A 16,788-nucleotide genomic window follows, 5' to 3' on the forward strand; every position below is an offset into this window, starting at 1 on the left:
CCCGGAAGTCGTCGACGACCGGGCCGACGACCGGGCGAACTACCGGAGGGGCGCACGGGCCGACGCCCGGACGGCCGGGGGCGTTGGACCGGTACCGTGGCCGCCGTGAAGACAGGCACCCGGGAGACCCGGCTGGTCGTGCTGCGCGGCAACAGCGCCTCGGGCAAGTCCTCGGTGGCGGCGGGCCTGCGCGACCGGTTCGGCCGAGGCCTGGCCCTCGTGGGGCAGGACAACCTCCGCCGCGCCGTGCTGCGCGAGCGTGACCGGCCGGGGGCGGCGAACATCGGGCTGATCGACGCCGTCGCCCGCTACGCCCTGGACGCCGGCTACCACGTCGTCCTCGAGGGACTCCTGTACGCCGACCACTACGGCGCGATGCTCGCCCGGCTGCGCGCCGACCACCGCGGCCCCACCCACGCCTACTACCTCGACGTGCCGTTCGCCGAGACCCTGGTGCGCCACGCCACCAAGCCGATCGCGCACGAGGTGGGCGAGGAGGACCTGCGCGACTGGTACCGCCCCCTGGATCTGCTGCCGGGCGGGGCCGAGGCCGTCATCGGGGCGGACAGCACCCTCGGCGACACCGTCGAGCGCATTCTGCGCGACACGGGCCTGGACCGCCTGCCGCCGACGGACCGCTGACCGGCGTCCCGCGTGCTGTGCCGGTCGACTGCCCTCACCACACGGACTCCAGGCACTCCGCCAGCCGTGCGACGGAGTTCGGATCCGGCAGATCCCGCAGCGAGGCGAGGACCTGACCGCTCGCGAACTCCCGTTGCGTGGGCGTCACCGCCGGATCGATCGCGGACTCGGCCTGCACGCGGACGTAGTTCAGGGACGTCGCGAAGAGCATCGAGAACGAGTCCGGGCCCCCAAGGACGGGGCGGCCCCCGGCTTCCCGGTACGCGCGCACCAGCCGCCGGGCGGACCCGGCGTCGAAGTGGTTGCCGCCGGACCACACGAACACGGCCTGCGCGAGTTCACGCCCCGCCGACGTCGGCCCGGCGTTGTCCCAGTCGAGGAGAACCGGCCCGTGCGGCCCCACCAGCACGTTCTGGGGCTGCACGTCGAGATGCGACGTCACCACCTCCTCACCGGCGGCCGGAACGCCGTCGGCGACGGACGGAGTGACATGGCGGGCGAGCTCCCCGGCCGACGAGGAGACGAACCGGCCCAGGGCGTCGGCCCAGGGCACACCGGCCCGCCGCACCCGCGAGTGGAGCCTCGCCCAGTCCTCGGGCGAAGGGCAGCGCTCGTACCAGGGATCGGGCGTCCCGGTCTCCCGCGCCCCCACCCGGTGCAGGGCGGCGAGCGTCCGGCCGCACCAGTGGAGGATCTCCGGGTCGCGGGAGTCCGCCCGGGCTCCGTCGACCCACTCGTACAGCTTCACGCGGGGCCCGTCGGGCGAACCGCCGAGCCGGGTGAGGTAGGCGCCGGCACGGTCGGGGAAGAGCCGCGGAGAGGCGATGCCCAGCCTCTCCGCGGCGTCGCGCAGCGCGGACTCCCGCAGAACCTGCTCTTCGTCACCGTCGAAGAGCAGCTCCTTCACCGCCCATGCCGTCCCGCCCGGCGGGCCGCCCGCCGGGCCGTCGGTCGTGTGCGTCCGCGTCAGCTTCCAGATCTGTCCGAGCGCGCCACGGGCGACCGGTTCCATGGCCCAGTCACCGGAGCCCAGCGCGTACGCGTCCGCGACGACGTCAGCCATGGCGCCCGTGCCGTGCATGTGCGACTCCCGTCGAACGGTCGGTGTCGGTGTCGGTGTGGCGGACCGGTCACGGCTTGATGCCGACGCCCGTCCAGAGGCTGACCGTGGCGTCCGTGGCCTCGACGGCGCCGTCCGGACGCCAGCGGTGGCCGACCGTGACACCGGGGTCGAGGAGGTCGAGCCCGTCGAAGAAGCGGGTGACGTCCTGCCGCGAGCGGAACTGCACGGGCGTGCCCGCGCTCGTGTAGATGTCGGTGACCTTCTGCCAGGTGCCCGGGTCGAAGTCGGGCGTGCAGTGGCTGAGGGCCAGCGCGCTGCCCGACGGCAGGGCGTCCAGCAGCCGTCCCACGATGCCGTACGGGTCCTGCGCGTCGGTGACGAAGTGCATGAGCGCGTTGAGGGACAGGGCCACCGGCCGGTCCAGGTCGAGCACGTCGGCCAGGGCGGGCGCGTCGAGCAGCGCCCCGGGGTCGTTCACGTCACCGTGGACGTAGGCCGTGCGGCCCTGGGGCGTGCTGCGCATCAGCCGCTCCGCGTACTTGAGGACGAGCGGGTCGTTGTCGGCGTAGACGACGCGAGCGTCGGGGACCACGGACTGGGCGACCTGGTGCAGGTTGGGCTCGGTGGGAATGCCGGTGCCGATGTCCAGCCACTGGCGGATGCCGTGCTCGCGCGCGAGGACCCGGGTCGCCCGGTGCATGAACGCGCGGTTCTCCCGGGCGCACACGAAGATGCCCGGGTAGACCGACGCCACGGTCTCCGCGGCCCGCTCGTCCACGTCGAAGTGGTCCTTGCCGCCGAGGTAGTAGTCGTACATCCGGGCGGAGTGCGGCCTGCTGGTGTCGATGTCCCGCGCGGCGTTCGAGGTGGTCATCCTGTGCCTTTCGGTGGTGTGCGTGGGGGGTGTCCGGCGGATCGCGCCGGTGGGCGGACGCCTTGCGCCGTCCGTGCCCGGGTCTCAGCCGGCCGTGAGATGGTCGGCGAGGCCCCGTTTGACGCCCGCGACGAACGCGGCGATCTCCTCGGGGGTGTAGATCAGCGCCGGGCCTGCGGGATCGGTCGACTGCCGCATCGCCACGCGCCCGTCGGCCAGCTGCTTCGTCTGCACGCACTGGCCGCCGTTGGGGCCGCTCCAGGGCGACTCCCAGCCGTGCTCGCCGAGATCGGAGGCGGGCATCCCGTTGTAGACGTGGTGGTGGGCGCGGCCGTCGACGCCTTGTACACCGGTCATGAGTACTCCTTGCGCATCCGGTTCAGGAGTGCCCTGCTGTCGTTGTCCGAGGTCAGCAGGGACATGCGGTTGTGCGCCTCCAGATGGGCCGCGACGTCGGAGCGCTGGTCCAGATAGACGGCGCCGGAGAGGATCTCGGTGTAGACGATGTCGGGCAGCTCCGGCTCCTCGAACCGGAAGTAGGTGAACGGGGCGCAGGCGCCGACGTGGGCGCCTGCCGCGAACGGCACGACGTCCACGCTGACATGCTCCAGTTCCGACACCTCCAGCAGCCGGTCGATCTGCTCCCGCATCACCTCGGCCCCGCCCACCACCCGGTGCAGTACGGTCTCCTCCAGCACCACCCACAGCGTGGGCGCGTCGGCTCTCTCCAGCAGGCTCTGGCGGCGCAGCCGCAGGTCGACGCGGCGCCGCAGATCGTCGTCCCGGTCATCTGGAAAACCACCGCCCAGGACTTCGCGCGCGTAACGCGCGGTCTGCAGCAGCCCGGTGACGTAGTGGGGCTCGTAGGCGCGCAGCGTCCGGGCCGCGGTCTCCAGGCTGACGTAGGCGCTGAACCAGCTCGGCAGCACGTCGCGGTAGGGGTGCCACCAGCCCGGCTCGTTGGCCCGCTCGGCGAGACCGACGAACTCCTCGATCTCCTGCCGGCCCGCCCCGTACGTCTCCAGCAGGATCTCCACGTAGAGCGGCCGCAGTCCGACCTCAGCCTTCTCCAGGCGTCGTACGGTCAGCGGTTTGACCCGCAGCGCCCTGGCCGCGTCCTCCAGCGAGACGCCCGCGTTCCGGCGCCGCTCCTGCAGGCGCCGGCCGAGGATCATGCGCAGCACGGTGGGCGCACTGGTGCCCGCGCCCGAACGGCCTTCGCTCACGCCTACCTCCTGGGGAGAGACACCGCCGAGAGTCCGGCAGCGGCACGCCGGAGCGGCCGGGCGGATATCGGCTTGTTGAAATTATCAGGCCGTCGGTTGCAGCTTGAACTTCCTTACGAGCATAGTTACTTGCGTGAACCACGCCGCCGAACCCGCGCGTTCCCCCGTCAAGCTCCGCCATCCCCGCGTGAGTCGGATCGTTCGGGAGTTCACCGGCGCAGGGCCCGCCCGGAACACCCCCTCCTCCTGGGCCTCTTGCTCACCTTCCCCGGCCTCTGGCTGCTCCCGCCCCCCACGGAAGGCGACCACCGTGTCCCCCCACGCGACCTCTCCCCAGTTCTTAGACACCTGGAGCCCGGACCGGACGCACTGGCTCGAACTCCCCGCGCACCGCTCCAGCGTGTCGATCGCCCGTCGCTCCATGACCATGTGGCTGACCGCGTGGCGGCTGCCGGGCGAGCTGTGCGCGGACGCCGTCCTGCTCGTCTCGGAACTGGCCACCAACGCTGTACGGCACACCCTCGGCACCCGGTTCCTGTGCGGGGTCGGACTCGTCACCGAGGGATGCCTGCGCCTGGAGGTGCACGACCACGACCGCACCGGTCGCGGCCTGCCGCGCTGCGAACCCGGCCCGGACGACGAGGGCGGCCGCGGGCTGCTCCTCGTGGAGCAGCTCTCCCAGGACTGGGGCGTGGACCGGTCCAGACTCACCGGCGGCAACGCGGTGTGGGCGACCCTGGCGGACTGAGCGCAGGCACCCCGGGCGGGGTGTCCGCTCCCCGCCCGGGCGTCAGCGGCCCGCCGGCGTCAGCGGTCCGCGGGCGTCAGTTCGGCGAGCAGCAGGGTGCGGTCGTCGGCTCCGGCCGTACCGGACGCGGCGTGCAGGAGCCGTCGGCACAGGGACGGCAGCGCGTCCCGCGGGTCGCCGTCCACGGCTTCGGCGGCGGCCGCGTCCACGGTGCGCGCGAGGCGGGCGATCTCGTGGTCGATGTCGGCGTCGCGGGACTCGACCAGACCGTCGCTGTAGAGGACCAGCAGGGCGGGGTCGGGCACGCTCAGCACGGTCTCCTCGTAGTCGCCCGCGCCCAGTCCCAGGGGCAGACCCGCCCCGGCCAGCGCGACGGGCGCGGTCCGGCCCCGCGGACCGCGCAGCAGCGGGGGAGGGTGGCCCGCCCCCACCAGGGTGCAGGTGCGTCGGCGGGCGTCCCACTCGGCGTAGATGCAGGTGGCGAAGGAGACGCCGGGGGAGTCCCCGGCGAGGGCGTCGAGTCGTCCGACGAGGTCGGCCGCGGGTATGTCCAGCGCCGCCAGGGTCCGGACGGCGGTGCGGAGCTGAATCATCGCGACGGCGGACTCGGGCCCGTGCCCCATCGCGTCCCCGACGATCAGACTGACCCGGTCGCCGGGCCGCTTCAGTATGTCGGACCAGTCGCCGCCGACGAGATTGCCGTGCCCGGCCGGCAGACAGCCGTGGGCGGCGCGGCAGCCTCCGAACTCCTCGGCGGCGCCGGACGGCAGGCTGTTGCGGATGGCCAGCGCGGTGCGCCGCTCGCGCTCGTACCGGCGCGCGTTGTCCAGGGCGACGGCGGTCCGCGCGGCCAGCGCCTCCGCGGCGGCCACGTCGGCCGTGCCGAACGGCGGCCGGCCCGGTCCCCTCGTGCAGTTGACGAAGCCGATCGCCTTGTCCCGCAGCCGCAGCGGGACGACCAGGAAGGACGTCACGCGCTGCAGGTCGCCGGCGCGTGCGTCGCCGTCGCGCGGACCGACGAGCCGTCCGCGGGTGTGCGGGTCCACCGCGTCGAGCACCCGTGGCTGTCCGTCGGCGAGAGCGCGGGCATAGGGCGTCCGGCGGGAGTGGGCGACCACCTCGCCGACCGGCAGCGCGTCCTCCCAGTCCGCATGCGCGCCCGGCCCGACACGCAGCGCCGTCCGGCGCACCTCGACCCGGAGGTCGTCCGCGCGCACGCGCGCGTTCTCCTCGAGACGCCAGCGCTCCAGCAGGTACACGGAGGCCGCGTCGCAGAACCCGGGGGTCAGCGCGTGCACGAGATGGTCGGCGGTCATCCGCAGGTCGAGTTCCGTGCCGATGACGTCGGCGGCGGGCGAGAACGCCGACCGGCGTGGGGAGGGCAGGGCCGCGGACGGGGCGGGGGCGGCGCTGTGCGGTTCGTTCCGCAGGGTCGTGCCTTTCCAGTGGGGGCTCCGGCCGTGCGACGGGGTGAGGGGGAGCCGCCGCGCACCCTCGCTCACTATATGATGACGCGTCAAATTCACTGGCCAGAAGGCTAGTTGTGAAGATCACCACCAAGGGCCCGGCCGTCGGCGGCAGCACGTCCGAGCCGCCCGGGGGAGCCCCCGCCAGCGGCGCTCCAGAGCGTTGTCAGTGGTGGCGGGCAGGATGACCGGCATGACAACACGTGGTGCAGTGATCGGGGACGCCGCCGCCTACGCGCAGGCGGTCGAGGACGCGGTGAAGGCGTCGGCGGCGTACTACGCGTCCGGCACGTCGGGGCTGGACGACGACGACTACGACCGGCTGGTGCGGTCCATCGCGGCCTGGGAGGCCGAGCATCCGGAGCAGACGCTCGCCGACTCCCCGACGGGGAAGGTCGCCGGCGGGGCCGTGGTCGGCGACGTCCCGCACACGGTGGCCATGCTGAGCCTGGACAACGTGTTCTCGCCCGAGGAGTTCACGGCGTGGACCGTCTCGCTGACCAGACGCGTCGGCCGCGAGGTCACCCGGTTCAGTGTGGAGCCGAAGCTCGACGGCCTGGCGATCGCGGCCCGCTACCGGCAGGGCCGGCTGACACAGCTCGTCACCCGGGGCGACGGGACGGCCGGGGAGGACGTCTCGCACGCGATCGGCACCGTGGAGGGTCTGCCGGCCGAACTGGCGGAGCCGGTCACGGTGGAGGTGCGCGGCGAAGTCCTGATGACGAACGCCCAGTTCGAGCACGCCAACGAGGTGCGCACCGCGCACGGCGGAGCACCGTTCGCCAACCCCCGCAACGCCGCCGCGGGCACGCTGCGCGCCAGGGAACGCGCCTACACCGTCCCGATGACGTTCTTCGGCTACGGCCTGCTGCCCCTCGCCGACTCCGACCCGGCTCTCGCCGAGCGGCTGCGGGAGAGCGCGCACAGCGACCTCATGACCGAGGCCGCCGCGCTCGGCGTGAACACCACGGCCACCACGGCCGTGCCCGGCATCACCGCGGCCACCGTCGAGGAGGTCCTGGCCCGGGTGGCGGAGACGGCAGCGCTGCGCGCGGCGCTGCCCTTCGGGATCGACGGGATCGTCGTCAAGGCCGACCTGGCCGCCGACCAGGCGGCCGCCGGATCCGGTTCACGCGCCCCGCGCTGGGCGATCGCCTTCAAACTGCGGGCCGTGGAGAAGATCACACGGCTGCTGGCGGTGGAGTGGAACGTGGGCCGCACCGGCGTCATCGCCCCGCGTGCCGTCCTGGAGCCGGTGGAGATCGAGGGGTCCACCATCACCTACGCCACCCTGCACAACCCGTCCGACATCACCCGCCGCGATCTGCGCCTCGGCGACCGGGTGATGGTCCACCGGGCCGGTGACGTCATCCCGCGCGTCGAGGCCCCCGTCGCCCATCTGCGCACCGGCGAGGAACAGCCCATCGTCTTCCCCGAGACCTGTCCGCGGTGCGGGTCGGACATCGACACCAGCGAGCAGCGCTGGCGCTGCGAGAACGGCCGCAACTGCCATCTCGTCGCCTCCCTGTCCTACGCCGCAGGGCGCGACCAGCTGGACATCGAGGGACTCGGCCACACCCGGGTCGTCCAGCTCGTCGACGCCGGACTGGTCGCGGACCTCGCCGACCTCTTCACCCTGACCCGGGACCGGTTGCTGGGCCTGGAGCGGATGGGGGAGACCAGCACGGACAACCTGCTGGCGGCGCTGGCCGCCGCCAGGTCGCAGCCGCTGTCCAGGGTGCTGTGCGCGCTAGGCGTCCGCGGCACCGGCCGTTCGATGTCGCGGCGCATCGCCCGGCACTTCGCCACCATGGACCACCTGCGGGCCGCCGACGCCGAGGCCATCCGGCAGGTCGAGGGCATCGGTGCCGAGAAGGCCCCGTCGATCGTCGCCGAACTCGCCGAACTGGCCCCGCTCATCGACAAACTCGTCGGGGCCGGGGTGAACATGACCGAGCCGGGTGCCACCCCGCCCCTGCCCCGGACAGCCGCGGCGGCCGACGGAAACGAAGGCGAAGGCACGGAAGGCGAAGGCACGGAAGGCGCGAAGAGCACGGAAGGCGCCGACGCGGCGGCCGGCCCCGGGCCGCTGGCCGGGATGACCGTGGTCGTCACCGGCGCGATGACCGGAGCGCTGGAGAAGCTGAGCCGCAATCAGATGAACGAGCTCATCGAACGGGCCGGCGGCCGCTCCTCCTCCAGCGTCTCCGGGAGGACCTCTCTCGTGGTGGCCGGGGAGGGCGCCGGATCCAAGCGCGCCAAGGCCGAGACCCTCGGCGTCCGCCTCGCCGCGCCCGACGAGTTCGCCGCTCTGGTCGCCGATCTCCTCGACCCGGACGCCGGCGCCCGGCCGTCGGCGTGACGGCCACGACGGCAGCCGTCCACCGCTCCCGGGCCGACGATCGGCGCCCGATCCGGCCGGTGATCCGCACCACTTGGCGGCGGAGAGCGACGTCACGCCAGGTGGTGCGGTATTGGCCGGGCGCGCGACACGCGGTACCGTCGCTCTGATATCGACGACGTCAGCACGGAAGCCGGTGAAAATCCGGCACGGTCGCGCCACTGTGAACGATGCGTCCCTCCTCGAGGGGCACATCAAGAGTCAGACCCGGAGCCGTCGTCCTGTGCACCACCGAGATGGGACGCGAACTCCCAGAGGAGGCCCTGCCATGGCGCAGCATGTCGCCCAGCCGACCCCCACCACCCCTGCGGTCCCCGCAAAGCTGCCGCTGAAGGACATCGCCCCCTGGGCGGTCTTCTTCGGCGTCCTGATGCTGGTCCTGCTGTACTTCGTCGGCGCCGAACAGGGCGCCACCTCCGTCGTCTCCGGCGAGGGAGTCCACGAGTGGGTGCACGACGCACGCCACCTTCTCGGCTTCCCCTGCCACTGACGAGGGACGCCGCACACCCGATGAACTCCGCAACGGTAAGAAACCTGCTCGTCCGCGGCATGCTCGCCGGCCTCGCGGCCGGCGTGCTCGCCCTGGTCGTCGCCTACTTCCTCGGTGAGCCGAACGTCGACGGTGCGATCGGCTTCGAGGAGTCCCACGCGCCCGCCCACGAGCACGAGGTCGAACTCGTCTCCCGCGGCCTCCAGTCCACCGCGGGCCTCGCCACCGGCGTGCTGGTGTACGGGGTCGCCTTCGGCGGCATCGCCGCCCTCGCCTACTGCTTCGCGCTCGGCCGCGTCGGCCCCTTCACCCCCCGGGCCACGGCGCTCCTGCTCTCGGGAGCGGCGCTGCTCACCGTGTACGTCGTCCCGTTCCTCAAGTACCCGGCCAATCCGCCGGCGGTCGGTGACCACGACACCATCGCCAAGCGGACCACCCTCTACTTCCTGATGATGGTGCTCGGCGTGCTCCTCGCACTCGCCGCCGTGATCGCGGGCAAACGGCTCGCACCGGGACTGGGCGCCTGGTACGCGACGGTCGTCGCCGTCCTCGGCTTCACCGTCGTGATCGGGCTGGCCTACGCGTTCCTGCCCGCCGTCAACGAGGTGCCGGCGGACTTCCCGGCGACCCTGCTGTGGCGGTTCCGGCTCTCCTCGCTCGCCCTGCAGATCACGATGTGGGCGGGCTTCGGCCTCGTCTTCGGGGAACTGGCCGAACGGCTGCTGAACCCGAAGCCCGCCGCGATCCCCGCGGGAACGGCGGTGACCGCCTCGCGCTAGCCAGGTCGCGGACTCGCGGTCCCGGAGACCGACGACGATCGGGCGGACGCGGCCTCAGGCCGTCTCCGCCCGATCCAGCGGGAGCCCCAGCCGCAGGTTCCAGCGGCCGCCGCGCCCGCTGACGGTGGTGGCCGTCAGCGGCGGCACGTCCAGCCGCCAGAAGGCCGCGGCGGACGCCCCCAGCACATGCACCACCGCGGCCCGTACGATCTCCGGTTCGACGACGGCCAGGATGCGTCCCTCGCCTTCGGCAGCCGTCTCCAGCCAGCGGGCCACCCGTTCGCACAGATCCCGCACGGACTCGCCGCCGTGCGGCGCCGACGTGGGATCCGCGAGCCAGCGGGCCACCGCCTCCGGCTCGGCGGCACCGACCTCGCCGAGCGTCAGGCCCCGCCACCGGCCCACCTCCAGCCCCGCCAACTCCCTCACCTCCGGCGCGTCGAGTCCGAGGGCCGCCGCCGTCTCACCGCACCGCACACCGGGCGAGACGAGGACCCGCGAGGCTGCGGGCAGGGTCCCGGCCGCGGCGCGGGCGAGTGCCGCCCCGGCGGCGTCGATCGGGGCCCCGTCGTCGAATCGGGCCTGCCGCAGCGACGAACTCGTCGCGGGCGAGACGAAAACGACCCGGATGGTCATATGGCGGCTCCTTCTGAAGCGGTCGACGAAGGTACGGGTCTGGCGGCGCGGAGCGCCCCCGCCGCGGTCGCGCGGAGGACGTGGGGCCTGCAGGACACGGAGCGCCCAGGACGTGGCGCGCAGAACGTGGTCGCGGGGGGACGGCGGCGCCACCCGCCCCCGCGACGGACGGTCAGCCCGCCGACGGCCGCACGCCGCCCGGCCGTCCCTCGTGCCGCTGATCCTCGTCCCCAGGCTTCCCGCTCCACCGCGCCCGGTCCTGGCGCCCGCCGTCCTGACGCTCCCAGTTCCGCTCGGCGGGCAGGGCGCCCAGGAAGCGTATGTGCGGGCGGCCGTCGGGGCCGTCGCGGGTGAGGCGGGCCCGCACTCCGTAGACGTCGGCGATCAGCGCCTCGGTGAGTACGTCCTGCGGTGTGCCGCCGGCCACCGCCCGGCCCTGTTTGAGGACGACGACCCGGTCGCAGTACATCGCCGCCAGGTTCAGATCGTGCAGCGCGACGACAGTGGTCACTCCGAGCTCGGTGATCAGGTCCAGCAGCGCGAGCTGGTGCTGGATGTCGAGGTGGTTGGTGGGTTCGTCCAGCAGCAGCTCCCGCGGCTGCTGGGCGAGCGCGCGGGCGACCTGGACACGCTGGCGCTCCCCGCCGGAGAGGGTGTGCCACAGACGGCCGGCCCGGTCGCCGAGACCGGTCCGCTCCAGCGCGGAACGGACCGCCGCCTCGTCCTCGGCCGACGCGGCGCCCCAGGCCCGGCGATGCGGGACACGGCCCAGACGCACGACGTCCAGGACGCTCAACGCGACCTGCGTGTCGGCCTGTTGCTCCACGACGGCGATCCGTCGGGCCACCGCCCGCCGCCCGAGCTGCGCCAGCGGACGGCCGTCGAGGGTGACGACGCCCGAGGCGGGGGCGAGGACGCCGGCGAGCAGACGCAGCAGCGTGGACTTGCCGGAACCGTTCGGACCGAGCAGGCCGGTGACGGTCCCCGGGCGCAGCGTGAGGCCGACGCCGTCCAGGATCGGCGAGCCGCCCGCCGCGTAGGCGAGGCGGTCGCCGCGCAGGCCGGCGTCGTCGGCGGTCCCGGTCATTTCGCGCTCCTGGTCCGGTACAGGACGAGGACGAACGCGGGCACGCCGATCAGCGAGGTCACCACGCCCACCGGAACCTCCTGCGGGTCCAAGGCGGTGCGGGCGAGGGTGTCCACCCACACCAGGAACACGGCCCCCGCCAGAGCGGTGGCCGGCAGCAGCCGGGTGTGTCCGGGACCGGTCAGGGCGCGGGCCGCGTGCGGGAGCACGAGGCCGACGAAGCCGATCGCCCCCGACGAACTGACCAGAGTGGCCGTCAGCAGGGCGGTGGCGCACAGCAGGACCAGCCGGGTGCGGGCCACGTGCACCCCCAGCGAGGCGGCCGCGTCCTGGCCGAACGCGAAGGCGTCCAGCGTCGTCGCGTACCCCGCGCACACCAGCAGCACCGCGACCAGCACCGCCAGAGCCGGGCCCACGTCCGCCCAGTCGGCCCCGCTGAGCGAGCCGAGCAGCCAGAACAGCACCCCCCGGGTGGTCTCCGCGTCGGCGGTCGTCATAACGACGAACGAGGTGAGTGCCGAGAACAGCTGCATCGCCGCCACCCCGGCGAGCACCACGCGGTCCGTGGCGCCGCCCAGGGTGTGACTGAGCAGCAGCACCAGCGCGAAGGACACCGCCGCGCCCAGGAAGGCGCCCCCGGACACCGACAGGACTCCGCCGCCCGCCCCGAGCACGACCACCACGACCGCGCCCGTCGAGGCGCCGGAGGAGATCCCGAGGACGAACGGGTCGGCGAGCGGGTTGCGCAGCAGGGACTGCATCACCGCGCCGCACACGGCGAGTCCCGCGCCGCACACCGCGGCGAGCAGGGTCCGCGGCAGCCGCAGATTCCACACGATGCCCTCTCTCAACGGTGTCAACCCGGCTTCGCCGAAGCCGAGACGGGCGGCCACCGTGGACCACACGTCCCCGACCGCGATGTCCGCCGGACCGATGGTGATGGCCACGGCGACGGACGCGCACAGCAGCGCGAGACCGGCCGCCCACAGCAGTACGTGGCGCAGCCCTCGCGCCGCCACGGCCGCCACCGCGGGCGCGGCTGCCGCCGGGCGCGCGGCGCTCATCCCGCGAGACCGTACGCGCGCAGTGCCGACGCCACTTTCTCCACACCCTCGACCGTGCGCACGGTCGGGTTCAGCGCCTGCCCGGACAGCAGCACGTACCGCTTCTTCCGCACCGCGGTCATGTTCCTGGTGACCGGATCGGACTCCAGGAACGCGATCTTCTTGGCCGCGGTCTCGGCCGTCTGCTGCCTGCGGCTCAGATCGCCGATGACGAGGACGTCCGGGTCGCGGTCGGCGACCGACTCCCAGTTGACCTGCGGCCACTCCTCCTCGGTGTCGTCGAAGACGTTCCTCGCGCCGAGTTCGCGGGTGATGGCACCGGGGGCGCCGCAGCAGCCTGCCAGGTAGGGGGACCGGGAGTCGGCGAACCAGTACAGGAGGGTGACGTTCTCGGCGTCGAGTCCGGAAGCGGCCCTGCTCACCCGGGACTTCAGTGCGGCCACCAGGGTCTCGCCCCGCTTCACGACCCCGAAGACGCGGGCCAGGTCGCGTACTTCGCCGTAGACCGCGTCCATGGTCAGCGGCTCGGTACGGACGCCGTCGCCGCCGCCGCTGTTGTCCTTGCCCGCGCAGTCGGAGGGGGAGAGATAGGTCGGGACCCCGAGCTTCTCGAACCGGTCGCGGGTCGCCACCCCGCCCTTGCCGAGCGTGGAGGCGAACGAGGCGGCCACGAAGTCGGGTTCGACGTCCAGGACCTTCTCGAAGGAAGGCGCGTTGTCGGCCAGCCGCGTCACCCCGGCGCCGGCCTTCTCGAGGCTCCTGGGCAGCGGGTCGGTCCAGGTGGCGGTGCCCGCCAACCGGTCGGCGAGCCCGAGGGAGAGCATGATCTCCGTCGTTCCCTGGTTGAGGGAGACCGCCCGCCGAGGGGGCGTGTCGATCCGCACCCGCCGTCCGCAGTTGTCGAGCGTGACCGGCCGGCCGGCCGCCTCGCTGCCGGCGGAGGACGCAGAGGAGGCGGCGGAGCCGCCGCAGCCGGTCGACAGGAGCGCGCCCGCCAGGAACAGGACGGCAGAGCGGACGGGACGTGCGAACGGCACGGAGATTCCTTCGGCGTCGAGGGCTCAAGCGCGAAGCCCGGTCGTACGGTGCGCTCCTCCGGCCGGTCTGCGACACCGGAGGCCGCCAGCAGGTCTTCGGACTCGGGGTCATCCGGGCGAGGCGCCTTCCCGGAGCGCGCACGCGTTCCAGTGGCCGAAAGCCCCGCCCGTCGCCCTTACCGCTGCGCGTCAGCTCCGGAGTTCCACCGGATTCCCTGACCCCTGCGCGCCCGGGGCGCGCACGAGTACGACTGGCCTCGGCAAGCTACCACAGGCTTCGGGGCCTCTGGCGGGGGTGACCTTCGGCACATCGGAGGTATCCGGCCCGACAAGTGCTTTCATCGTGCACCTGTTGCTCATCACGCACTGTTCCCGCAGGGAAAGCACGTGTCACCCGATCTCTGACGGAGCGTCACATGGGCATGGGAGAACCGGAGAACGGCCGGGCACTTACTTTCAGGTGCGTTGATTCGCGTGGGAGGACGCGCTCCGGGCCGCCGTTCCAGCGCCTAGTCTGTGGTCCGGACCCCACCGGGCCTTCCCCCGCAGCGTGGGCGGGATCTCCGCCCGTCACCACCGAGAACAGGCGGCCGAGGGCATGCAGCCACTGCGCCCAGAAGACCCCGAGCAGCTCGGGCCCTATCGGCTCGTGGCCCGACTCGGCGCCGGCGGCATGGGCCGGGTCTATCTGGCCCGGTCGTCGGCCGGCCGCGTCGTCGCGGTCAAGGTGATCCGTCCCGAGATGGCCGACGACGACAACTTCCGCATCCGCTTCCGGCGGGAGGTGGCGGCCGCGGCGGCGGTCGGCGGCGCCTACACGGCGCACGTCGTGGACGCCGCCCCGGACGACGTGACGCCCTGGCTCGCCACCGACCACGTACCCGGCCCCACCCTGGCCGAAGCGGTCGCCGCGCACGGGCCGCTGCCGGTGGAGACGGTCCTCGCACTGGGCGCGGGTGTCGCCGAGGCGCTGATGGCGGTGCACGCCGAAGGGCTTGTGCACCGTGACCTCAAACCGTCCAACGTGCTTCTCGCGGCGGACGGCCCGCGGGTCATCGACTTCGGCATCGTGCGCGCCCGCGACGGTTATGAACTCACCGGTTCCGGCACGCTGTTCGGCTCGCTCGACTACATGTGCCCGGAGCAGGCCACCGGGGATCCGATGGGCCCGGAGGGCGACGTCTTCTGCCTCGGCTCGGTGCTCGCCTTCGCCGCGTCGGGCCGCTCGCCGTTCGGCGGGGCGGTGGGCGCGGCTCTGCTCTACCAGGTGGCCCACGGGTCGCCCGACCTGAGCCTGGTGCCCGAACCACTGGACAAGATCATCAGTCTCTGTCACGCCAAGGACCCGGCCCTGCGGATCCACCCCGACCGGCTCTCCGCGGCCTGCGCCCCGGGCGGTGCCGAACAGGTGCTGACACAGGGCTGGTTGCCCCGGCCGGTGGCTGCCATGGTCACCGCCCACCGGGCGGCCGTGCGGGACCTGGACCGCCTGGCGGTGGACGAGGTCCCGCGTCCCGGAGCCTTCGCGCCGCCTGCGCCGGACGGCGAGCCCGTCGCAGAGCCTGTCGAGCCCTACCGGCGGAGGGCGGCCCGCGCCGCCGTCGACCGGTCGGCGTACGGCGTTCCCGCGAGCGAGTGCGCAGGCGAAGGTGCAGACGACAGCAGGGGCGGAAACCGGAACGGAAACAGTACCGAGACCAGAAACGGAAAGGGCCGCGGCGAGGGCGCCGGGGCGGTCGGCGGTGCGGAATTCTCCACGGTGCTGCCGGGAGCCGAGTCGTTCGTCTCGCCGGACGAGCCGGCCCGGGCCCGATCCCCATTCCAGTCCCAGGCGCCGACCCAGGCGCAGGCGCTCACGCGGGTCGGCTCTCGGGCAGAAGCCCGAGCCCAGGCCGCAGTCCGGGCCGCAGAGCGATCCGAAGCCCCGGCCGCGGACCTGTCCGAAGCCCCGTCGCAGGGCGAGGCCGAAGACCGGCCCAGGGCGCGAGCACAGGCGCCGGAGCCGGCGCAGGTGCGGTCGCAGGCGCCGGGTTCGACGCCGTTGCCGCAATCGGCGTCGAAACGTTCCGCCACGCCGACGCACCACCGGGCCCCGGTGCGCACCGGAGTCGCCCGGCGCACGGTCCTGGCGGCGACCGCCGGCGCGGCACTGGTCGCGGGTGGGGCACTGGCCCTCCGCAAAACGCCGGACACGGAAACGGCGCGTCCGCTCGGCCGGGCCCCCGAGCCGGCGTGGGTCTACCGGGGCGGACCGCTGCTGCAGGCCCCGGCGGTCTTCCACGACGGCACAGCCCTGCTGAAGACCCGCCCGGGTGACATGATCGGCCTGGACGTGGAGAACGGCTCCCGGCCCCGTTGGGTGTACCAGGGCGTCAGCCTCTCACCCGGGCCCGTCCTGCTGATCCACGGCGCCGCGGTCGCGCTGGGCACGGGCGCGACGGTGATCGGCGGCGCGGAGCAGTTCACCCTCGACTTCGGAGAGGACTACCGCTTCGACCAGTTGCTCGGCGGCTACGACGATCACAGCGTCTCGGTGCTCGGTGCCAAGCTGCAGCGCCGGCCGGGGGAGCAGGGCGTGGCGACCTCCACCGACTCCGTGTTCAGCGTCGACATCGAGGCGCGTCAGGCCCTCGTCATACCGATCGATCCGCAGGACGTCGGCATCGCGCTGCAGCCCGTCATCACCGACGAGTACTTCGTCTACGCCGACGGACTGCGCAACGTCGCCGTCCGCGGCACCCGTGACGGCGGCAGCCTGCGCTGGCGGCACCCGGTGGGATACGACCTCAGGCCGGGCGTGGCCGTGCTCGGGCAGACCGTCTTCGCGATCGGCTCCGAGCTCATCGCCCTCGACCTGGGCACCGGGAGGCTCCGGTGGAACGCGAAGGCGCAACGGGGCATGTACGCCTCGCTCGGAGCCGTCGGCAACACCGTCTACGTCACCGGCACGGACCCCTGCGGCGTGTACGCGTTCGACGCGCGCAACGGCTCCCGGCGCTGGTTCTGCGAGACTCCCCGCCTCGACGTGGACAGCCCGGTCGCGGTGGGCGCAAACGCCGTGTACGTGACGGCCTTCGAGAACAAGGACGGCTTCTACGCGATCGACACCGCCTCGGGGCGTCTGCTGTGGAACTTCACCGACGGCCGGGAGACCGGCGTCAACCGGTGGCAGCTCTCCTGCGACGGCGCCGGACACCTGGTGGCCCTGCACTTCGACCGGGTCTACGGACTGCCCGTCACCTGAGGCCGACGGGACCACCACTCTTTCGGCCCGC

14 protein-coding genes, 1 pseudogene and 2 riboswitches are annotated in these 16,788 nt (G+C 73.2%); of the genes and pseudogenes, 6 read left to right on the forward strand and 9 right to left on the reverse strand.

Annotated elements, in window-relative coordinates; translation table 11 throughout:
* The first annotated feature begins 96 nt into the window (after positions 1 to 96).
* The gene (locus C6376_RS26110; RefSeq protein ID WP_107445667.1) at positions 97 to 642 is read left to right on the forward strand and encodes an AAA family ATPase; all 546 of its coding nucleotides are present in this window, start codon (positions 97 to 99) and stop codon (positions 640 to 642) included.
* A gap of 34 nt (positions 643 to 676) precedes the next feature.
* On the opposite strand, the gene C6376_RS26115 is transcribed toward C6376_RS26110, so the two are convergent.
* The 4 genes from C6376_RS26115 to C6376_RS26130 form a co-directional block, all read right to left on the reverse strand.
* The gene (locus C6376_RS26115) at positions 677 to 1,723 is read right to left on the reverse strand and encodes a phosphotransferase enzyme family protein (protein WP_107445668.1); all 1,047 of its coding nucleotides are present in this window, start codon (positions 1,721 to 1,723) and stop codon (positions 677 to 679) included.
* Between the two features lie 49 nt (positions 1,724 to 1,772).
* Positions 1,773 to 2,579, reverse strand: coding sequence for an SAM-dependent methyltransferase (locus C6376_RS26120; protein WP_107445669.1), 807 nt, complete (start codon positions 2,577 to 2,579; stop codon positions 1,773 to 1,775).
* A gap of 84 nt (positions 2,580 to 2,663) precedes the next feature.
* The gene (locus C6376_RS26125) at positions 2,664 to 2,936 is read right to left on the reverse strand and encodes a DUF397 domain-containing protein (RefSeq protein WP_107445670.1); all 273 of its coding nucleotides are present in this window, start codon (positions 2,934 to 2,936) and stop codon (positions 2,664 to 2,666) included.
* Complete coding sequence (locus tag C6376_RS26130; RefSeq protein WP_107445671.1) at positions 2,933 to 3,805, reverse strand: helix-turn-helix transcriptional regulator; 873 nt, start codon at positions 3,803 to 3,805, stop codon at positions 2,933 to 2,935. The genes C6376_RS26125 and C6376_RS26130 overlap by 4 nt, the downstream gene beginning before the upstream one ends.
* Before the next feature lie 310 nt (positions 3,806 to 4,115).
* Here C6376_RS26130 and C6376_RS26140 point away from each other — a divergent pair, with 310 nt between their 5' ends.
* Positions 4,116 to 4,553: an ATP-binding protein gene (locus tag C6376_RS26140; protein ID WP_107445673.1), complete on the forward strand. Its 438-nt coding sequence runs from the start codon at positions 4,116 to 4,118 to the stop codon at positions 4,551 to 4,553.
* 59 nt (positions 4,554 to 4,612) lie between these two features.
* Here C6376_RS26140 and C6376_RS26145 read toward each other — a convergent pair whose 3' ends face one another.
* Positions 4,613 to 5,869, reverse strand: a complete 1,257-nt coding sequence (locus C6376_RS26145; protein ID WP_107449193.1) for a PP2C family protein-serine/threonine phosphatase — start codon at positions 5,867 to 5,869, stop codon at positions 4,613 to 4,615.
* A 334-nt stretch (positions 5,870 to 6,203) separates the two neighbouring features.
* Between C6376_RS26145 and ligA the strand changes: the two genes are divergently transcribed.
* From ligA to C6376_RS26160, 3 genes are all read left to right on the forward strand, one after another.
* Positions 6,204 to 8,381 (forward strand): NAD-dependent DNA ligase LigA, encoded by a 2,178-nt coding sequence (gene ligA / locus C6376_RS26150; RefSeq protein ID WP_107449194.1) that lies wholly within the window; start codon positions 6,204 to 6,206, stop codon positions 8,379 to 8,381.
* 167 nt (positions 8,382 to 8,548) lie between these two features.
* Positions 8,549 to 8,627: riboswitch (cobalamin riboswitch) on the forward strand.
* Between the two features lie 61 nt (positions 8,628 to 8,688).
* Complete coding sequence (locus C6376_RS26155; RefSeq protein ID WP_107445674.1) at positions 8,689 to 8,910, forward strand: CbtB-domain containing protein; 222 nt, start codon at positions 8,689 to 8,691, stop codon at positions 8,908 to 8,910.
* A gap of 20 nt (positions 8,911 to 8,930) precedes the next feature.
* Positions 8,931 to 9,689: a CbtA family protein gene (locus C6376_RS26160; RefSeq protein ID WP_107445675.1), complete on the forward strand. Its 759-nt coding sequence runs from the start codon at positions 8,931 to 8,933 to the stop codon at positions 9,687 to 9,689.
* 54 nt (positions 9,690 to 9,743) lie between these two features.
* Here the strand turns inward: C6376_RS26160 and C6376_RS26165 are convergent, their stop codons facing one another.
* From C6376_RS26165 to C6376_RS26180, 4 genes and pseudogenes are all read right to left on the reverse strand, one after another.
* Entirely contained in the window at positions 9,744 to 10,325 is a 582-nt protein-coding gene (locus C6376_RS26165) for a histidine phosphatase family protein (RefSeq protein ID WP_107445676.1), read from the reverse strand.
* A 301-nt stretch (positions 10,326 to 10,626) separates the two neighbouring features.
* Positions 10,627 to 11,412: pseudogene (locus C6376_RS26170) on the reverse strand (ABC transporter ATP-binding protein); the annotation flags it as partial.
* A complete protein-coding gene (locus C6376_RS26175; RefSeq protein ID WP_107445678.1) occupies positions 11,409 to 12,476 on the reverse strand; it encodes an iron ABC transporter permease in 1,068 nt (355 codons plus the stop codon). The gene C6376_RS26175 and the pseudogene C6376_RS26170, both read right to left, overlap by 4 nt.
* Entirely contained in the window at positions 12,473 to 13,513 is a 1,041-nt protein-coding gene (locus C6376_RS26180; protein WP_107445679.1) for an ABC transporter substrate-binding protein, read from the reverse strand. Before C6376_RS26180 ends, C6376_RS26175 begins: the two co-directional genes overlap by 4 nt.
* Before the next feature lie 90 nt (positions 13,514 to 13,603).
* Positions 13,604 to 13,730: riboswitch (cobalamin riboswitch) on the reverse strand.
* A gap of 381 nt (positions 13,731 to 14,111) precedes the next feature.
* Here C6376_RS26180 and C6376_RS26190 point away from each other — a divergent pair.
* Positions 14,112 to 16,757, forward strand: coding sequence for a PQQ-binding-like beta-propeller repeat protein (locus C6376_RS26190; protein WP_254076048.1), 2,646 nt, complete (start codon positions 14,112 to 14,114; stop codon positions 16,755 to 16,757).
* Positions 16,758 to 16,788 lie beyond the last annotated feature (31 nt).

The sequence above is a fragment of the Streptomyces sp. P3 genome (assembly GCF_003032475.1).
Lineage (GTDB): Bacteria > Actinomycetota > Actinomycetes > Streptomycetales > Streptomycetaceae > Streptomyces.